This is a genomic window from Lysobacter sp. P5_B9 (assembly GCF_054049835.1).
In genome coordinates this window covers 1-3062 of the sequence record NZ_JBFULP010000014.1, presented here as the reverse complement: position 1 = coordinate 3062, position 3062 = coordinate 1, and the positions used below count along the sequence as shown (strand labels likewise).

The 3062-nt window shown below is 56.5% G+C and carries 6 protein-coding genes; all 6 read right to left on the bottom strand.

Going from position 1 to position 3062, the window contains the following annotated elements; translation table 11 throughout:
• Positions 1-10: 10 nt before the first annotated feature.
• The 6 genes from ACXJJ9_RS16605 to ACXJJ9_RS16580 all read right to left on the bottom strand — a co-directional run bounded on the left by ACXJJ9_RS16605 (position 11) and on the right by ACXJJ9_RS16580 (position 2999).
• Positions 11-337: a putative signal transducing protein gene (locus ACXJJ9_RS16605; protein ID WP_457098195.1), complete on the bottom strand. Its 327-nt coding sequence runs from the start codon at positions 335-337 to the stop codon at positions 11-13.
• Between the two features lie 66 nt (positions 338-403).
• On the bottom strand, positions 404-925 hold the full coding sequence (locus tag ACXJJ9_RS16600) for a hypothetical protein (protein WP_457098194.1): 522 nt from the start codon (positions 923-925) through the stop codon (positions 404-406).
• 859 nt (positions 926-1784) lie between these two features.
• On the bottom strand, positions 1785-2141 hold the full coding sequence (locus ACXJJ9_RS16595; RefSeq protein WP_457098193.1) for a hypothetical protein: 357 nt from the start codon (positions 2139-2141) through the stop codon (positions 1785-1787).
• 58 nt (positions 2142-2199) lie between these two features.
• Positions 2200-2436 (bottom strand): hypothetical protein, encoded by a 237-nt coding sequence (locus ACXJJ9_RS16590; protein WP_457098192.1) that lies wholly within the window; start codon positions 2434-2436, stop codon positions 2200-2202.
• Between the two features lie 40 nt (positions 2437-2476).
• A complete protein-coding gene (locus ACXJJ9_RS16585; RefSeq protein WP_457098191.1) occupies positions 2477-2611 on the bottom strand; it encodes a hypothetical protein in 135 nt (44 codons plus the stop codon).
• 76 nt (positions 2612-2687) lie between these two features.
• Complete coding sequence (locus tag ACXJJ9_RS16580; protein WP_457098190.1) at positions 2688-2999, bottom strand: hypothetical protein; 312 nt, start codon at positions 2997-2999, stop codon at positions 2688-2690.
• Positions 3000-3062: the final 63 nt, after the last annotated feature.

Below are 3062 nucleotides of genomic sequence, written 5' to 3'. Positions count from 1 at the left end.
TTGTTAGGCCTCATTGCGAGGCCGCCAAGACCGCCACAACAAAAGCCGAGACTAGAACTACCAAGAGTGGTGACACCCAACGCGGGACCACCTTCTTTACCTTGGCGTTGGCTGGTGCGACCTCGGGCTCCGCCATCGTTTCCAGCAATTCCGTGGCCCTTTGCCAGTCTTCCTCGTGGAGAACGTACAGCCGAGAAGCGCTCCCAAGCATAGGGCCAGCGAAACCAGAAAAAACCCTGTCCGAGTCCGAGCAGAAGGTTTCTATGCCTTCTCCCTCAAGGGCGATCCGAAGAGAGTGGACGAAGCTGATGCTGGCAGATGAGCAGAGAAGCTTCATATGAGGCCTAACGCCTGAATTAAGCCGAGCCGCGAAGCGGCTTCGGCTTGAATGAATTGTTAGGGCTCATTGGCAGCCCTCAATGTACTGAATCGCTTCTGCTGTGCCTGAGTAATAGCGCGTGACCTTGCCATGATCTGTCTCGAACCGAATGCCGTGCAATTTGTCCCTGGAAAATAGGGTGAGGTACGAGCCATCGGGCGCCGTATAGGCGTGGGGTGAGACCTCAACGCGACCGGGGTACATGGCCAAGACAGACTCTTGCGTGGAGCCGACATGGGCACCGGACAGAGTAGCGACATTGGGGTTTGAGACATCGACTCTTGCGAGATGCTGATTTATGAGCATGAAGCCGACGCCGTCGTATCCCCGCTCTGGGGCCACGTACTCACACGCTTCCGAGTCCGCGTCAGGTTCTTCGCCCTTGAGCTTGCTGCCCAAGGCGCGCTCAAGGGCCTGGCGATCCATGCCAATGAGCACAGGGCCGTAAGAGTTGAAAGTGATCTTTGGCTCACTGGCCGGTGCAACCATTGCCGTATTGGCCGCAATAGCCAGAGTAAGAACTTGAACTATTGGGATATTGAGCATGAGCCCTAACGCCTGAATTAAGCCGAGCCGCGAAGCGGCTTCGGCTTGAATGAATTGTTAGGCCGCGCACCACTCGCCGGAGTGACTCGCATGACCTCATAAGGGCTGGCGCGACCAGGAAATGCAGCAGGCGGATAGTAGGCGACCCGGTATTCAAAGTTGCCAAGGCAAGTATGCATAAACCACTGTTCGGTCCGGAGCCCGTTATTTCCGGCGACAACGGAACCGACCTTTACGCGCTCAACGGCACAGGACTTGTCAAAGTCAGCCTTGATGAGGCTAAGCCACGAAGTCTCCAATGTGTCCGCAGCTTTAGCGGGTAATCCAGCGCAGAGGAACATCGCTGCAAGAGCCAACAGTTTTGTGAGGTGCGTCATAGCGGCCTAACGCCTGAATTAAGCCGAGCGGCGAAGCGGCTTCGGCTTGAATGAATTGTTAGGCCCCTACMCCTTACCCCTTGACGTGGTAGGAGAAGATGCCCTGACCAATGGAAGTGTATGACGGGTCAGTGCCCTGTTGAGGAGTGAACCCGGACCGAGGCACGAACAAGCCCCACTCTTGGACGAAGAAGGATGAGGTAGCGATATACAAGCCATCTGGTGTGGCATAGACCCGATCAGGCTTGAGCCGAGCGATTGCGGCTGGCCATTTTGATGCCGGAATGTCGCCCGCCTGGAGAGGGTCTTGCAAAAGGGCGGGGGCGGCTGACGCCAAGCTAGCGAGGTCCGACGGTTGCAGCCTGGGGCTACAGGCTGCGAGCGCAATGACCAGAAATGCGACGGCTACAGATTTACCGACCATAGGGGCCTAACGCCTGAATTAAGCCGAGCCGCGAAGCGGCTTCGGCTTGAATGAATTGTTAGGCCGCAACATTACGGCGGCCCCCGTGCCAGCGAATAGTAGCGACCACTATCTCGAAGCTAACGTAGATGGCACCAATATATGCTGCATTGATCCAGCCACCAGCGGCATTTGCGGAGCAGTGAAAGCCCAATAGGCATTTCCCCACCCGCAGGAGGAACTGACCTGCCAGAGCTGCAGCCGTTAAAGCGGCGACCAAAACTAGGGCAGTCTGCAAGGTCGGTTGGGCGACTGCTCTCGCGCTGCGGATGAGCATGTAGGTGCGCAAAGGCAGAGCGCCGATCGCAAAGAGACCGGTAGCGCCAAGGACGTAGAACATCGCTTGCCAGAGAAACAATTGCACGGAATCTGTCATTGCGGCCTAACGCCTGAATTAAGCCGAGCCGCGAAGCGGCTTCGGCTTGAATGAATTGTTAGGCCCCGACCGCGACACGGTAAAGCCCGAGTGCTATGCCAACGCCACTAACGATAAGGGCAAAACGTGTTGCGCCCACGTTAATGCGATTTTTGGCCGGCTTGCCACGCTGGAGCCTGACGAAAGCGTTACCCGCAAGAACAAGGGCAATGAACTGCAACCCCAGGCCGACAGTGATATTGAAAAGCGCGAAGCCACCGATGATGGTCGCCAAGACGATGGACAGCCAGAACATTGAATCCCCCTGAGACTCTAGGTTGAAGCGAGTTGGAAATTCATTCGGGGCCTAACGCCTGAATTAAGCCGAGCCGCGAAGCGGCTTCGGCTTGAATGCGCTCTAACCGTATGACCTGAAGTGAGAGCCATACAACAATGGCGAGGAGCGCGACGATCACCAGGTTCTTCTTCATGGCGCGTGGAGTTTCCTATGCGGCCTAACGCCTGAATTAAGCCGAGCCGCGAAGCGGCTTCGGCTTGAATGAATTGTTAGGCCGCAATGGCCCCGATCAGTGTGGCTACCGGTGCCCAAGCTACGGGCGAGGCAAGCCACAGCCAGGACAACCAATGCAGCCCCTTTTGGTGATTCCAGCCACGAAACAGTGCCATTGAAGCTAACGAAAAGAGAATAGCAGCGGGGGCAAAGTAAATGACGGCGATAACAAGGCCGTATGCGCCAGCGTCTACGGCGGTCGAGATGTTGCCGTGACGATAGAAGAGAACGAATAGACAGGCGAATACAGCGGCAGCGCTGACATCTAGCCATGCGGCTTTACGTGCAGATTGGGTGCTCTGTCCCATGCGGCCTAACGCCTGAATTAAGCCGAGCCGCGAAGCGGCTTCGGCTTGAATGAATTGTTAGGC

Excerpts from the sequence above, each read along its gene's own strand:
- ACXJJ9_RS16585 (WP_457098191.1), bottom strand. The coding sequence starts at position 2,611 with ATGAAGAAGAACCTGGTGATCGTCGCGCTCCTCGCCATTGTTGTATGG.
- ACXJJ9_RS16605 (WP_457098195.1), bottom strand. The coding sequence starts at position 337 with ATGAAGCTTCTCTGCTCATCTGCCAGCATCAGCTTCGTCCACTCTCTT.
- ACXJJ9_RS16600 (WP_457098194.1), bottom strand. The coding sequence starts at position 925 with ATGCTCAATATCCCAATAGTTCAAGTTCTTACTCTGGCTATTGCGGCC.
- ACXJJ9_RS16590 (WP_457098192.1), bottom strand. The coding sequence starts at position 2,436 with ATGTTCTGGCTGTCCATCGTCTTGGCGACCATCATCGGTGGCTTCGCG.
- ACXJJ9_RS16580 (WP_457098190.1), bottom strand. The coding sequence starts at position 2,999 with ATGGGACAGAGCACCCAATCTGCACGTAAAGCCGCATGGCTAGATGTC.
- ACXJJ9_RS16595 (WP_457098193.1), bottom strand. The coding sequence starts at position 2,141 with ATGACAGATTCCGTGCAATTGTTTCTCTGGCAAGCGATGTTCTACGTC.